Origin of the sequence: Celeribacter sp. (assembly GCF_048259695.1) — a bacterium.
Classification (GTDB): Bacteria; Pseudomonadota; Alphaproteobacteria; order Rhodobacterales; family Rhodobacteraceae; genus Celeribacter.
In genome coordinates this window covers 3,722-5,824 of record NZ_JBLXHL010000049.1, presented here as the reverse complement: position 1 = coordinate 5,824, position 2,103 = coordinate 3,722, and the positions used below count along the sequence as shown (strand labels likewise).

1 protein-coding gene and 2 pseudogenes are annotated in these 2,103 nt (G+C 64.3%); all 3 read left to right on the top strand.

Going from position 1 to position 2,103, the window contains the following annotated elements; genetic code table 11:
• Positions 1 to 835, top strand: a pseudogene (locus tag ACN0Q0_RS17445) (hypothetical protein); the annotation flags it as partial.
• Entirely contained in the window at positions 832 to 1,905 is a 1,074-nt protein-coding gene (locus ACN0Q0_RS17440; RefSeq protein WP_417244466.1) for a glycosyl hydrolase family 8, read from the top strand. The pseudogene ACN0Q0_RS17445 and the gene ACN0Q0_RS17440, both read left to right, overlap by 4 nt.
• A pseudogene (locus ACN0Q0_RS17435) lies at positions 1,902 to 2,103 on the top strand (hypothetical protein); the annotation flags it as partial. The gene ACN0Q0_RS17440 and the pseudogene ACN0Q0_RS17435, both read left to right, overlap by 4 nt.

Below are 2,103 nucleotides of genomic sequence, written 5' to 3'. Positions count from 1 at the left end.
CAGCCTGACGGTCCCGGAGAGCCCGCGCATGGTGCTGCCGCGCATCGACCGGAGCCTCGCCTCGCTCGATGTCTCCCGCATCTCGATGAGCGAAGCGGCGCAGCGGACGCTGCCGCTCGGGATGCTCGCCCAGATTTCGTCGATCTACGTCTCGGATGAGACGGCCGCCGCCGTCCCGGAGGGACAACCCGCACGCACCGGTTCGATCAAGATTGGCATTCCTGCCGATCTTTCGATGATCCCCGGCGACATTGTCAGCAAGAACGTCTCGGAGCTCGAAGAGGTCCTGCTGTCGTCGCCCACCACCGCGGGACAGGTCGTCGATCCTTGGGCAAAGGTTGACTCGCGCGGCTGGTGGACGCTCTTTCTCGACCGACACGAAGCCGCCGACAGCCTGCGGGAATTGCGGGGCAAGATCATCTCGCTCTGGCGCGGCCCGGAGTCCGATCTCGACAGCTGGCTGCTCGGCCGCTCCGCTGAGGCCATGCTCGTTCAGCCCAGCATGGAGGCACCCGAGGATCTTTGGTTGATTGTCCGTCCCAACACCGATTACGAACGCCTCGTTGCCTCGCTGGTCGACATGCACCAAAAGTCCGAAGGCCCCAAGGGACAGGTCTCGCTGTTCGGATTTGACGGCACCTGGCAGGTCTGGAGATCGGCCAGCCGCCCGCTCAGCCTGCAGGAGCCTCTCACCATCTCGAATCTACGCGCTGTTGTAGGCAACTATGTAACACTTTCGCCGGGAAGATACATTGCCCCCCTTTTCCTGCTCGCCATAGGATGTGCACTGTCTGCGATGGGGCTCCTGGTCGCGAGCCGACGGAGAAAGAAATGAACCGGCGCAGTTTGCTTTCGGGAATGGCTGCTCTGGTTGGCCTGATTGGCACCGCCGCAGCAACCTCGGCCCAGACGCTCGGGCTGGAAGCCAATCTGCAGGACGTCTGGCTCGCCTGGCGCACTGCAAATCTCGATGCAACCGGACGGGTCATCGACCAATTTCAGCGTAATTCCAGCCACTCCGAAGGACAGGGCTACGGCCTGCTGCTTGCCGCCACACTGGGCGACCAGCGCGCCTTCGAACGAATGGAGACCTGGACGCGTCTGAACCTTGCCATCCGTTCCGACAACCTGATGGCCTGGCGCTGGTTCCCGGACGAGCCGGTCAAGGTGCCGGATCTCAACAACGCCAGCGACGGGGATCTCTTCCGGGCTTGGGCGCTGCTGCGCGCGGCGCGGCGGTTCAACATTCCCGACTACCGCCAAAGCGCCAAGCTCATCGTCTCCGACATCGTCGCCTCGTGCATCGCGCGGCACCCCGGCGGTGCCGACCATGATCCGCTGCTTATCCCCGGCGCAGAGGGCTTCAGGACCGAAGCGGGGTTCATCTACAATCCCTGCTACGCGATGCCGCTCGCAATGACTGAGCTGGCCACCGAGTTCGATGTCCCGATCCTCGCGCAGGCCGCCCGCGGGGCCGTCGAGCTGGCAAGGACGCTCGCTCAGGACGGTGTCGTTCCAGACTGGGTAGAGGTGACCCCAAGTGGGGTCCGCGCCGCCGAGGGCTTTTCTTTCGATGCCGGCTACGAAGCCATGCGTCTACCGCTCTACCTGATCTGGTCCGGGCTGAAAGACCATCCGGCGGTGCTGCGCTACGCCGAGGCACAGGAGCGGCTCGGCGCGGGCCTTGTCGCCACGGTCATCGACCGTGAAACCGGCCGCGCGCTTTCCACCAGCAACGACCCCGGCTACAGGGCGCTCTCCGCGCTCGCCGACTGCACAGTGCGCCAGAGCGTGGGCTCGCAGATCCCGCCCTTCTCGAGCAGTTCGCCCTACTATCCGGGCACGCTTCAGCTCTTTACGATGATCGCCCAGATCGAAGCCTCGCCGATGTGTATCCCGATATGACCCTGCTTAGACACATGGGACTCCCGCTCGCGGTTGCGTGTTGCCTGGTGGGTGGAGCCGCCCTGGCGCAAACGCCGAGCGACGCGGACCTCCAGGCGCTGCGTTTCTACATGTCCGAGAACAACCAGCAGGCGGTCAATTCAGAGATCCGGCGGCTGCAGTTGCAATACCCCGATTGGGTCGTGCCGGACGATCTTG

What these genes read in the sequence shown, in the direction of transcription:
- ACN0Q0_RS17440 (WP_417244466.1), top strand. Translation starts at nt 832, where the DNA reads ATGAACCGGCGCAGTTTGCTTTCGGGAATGGCTGCTCTGGTTGGCCTG.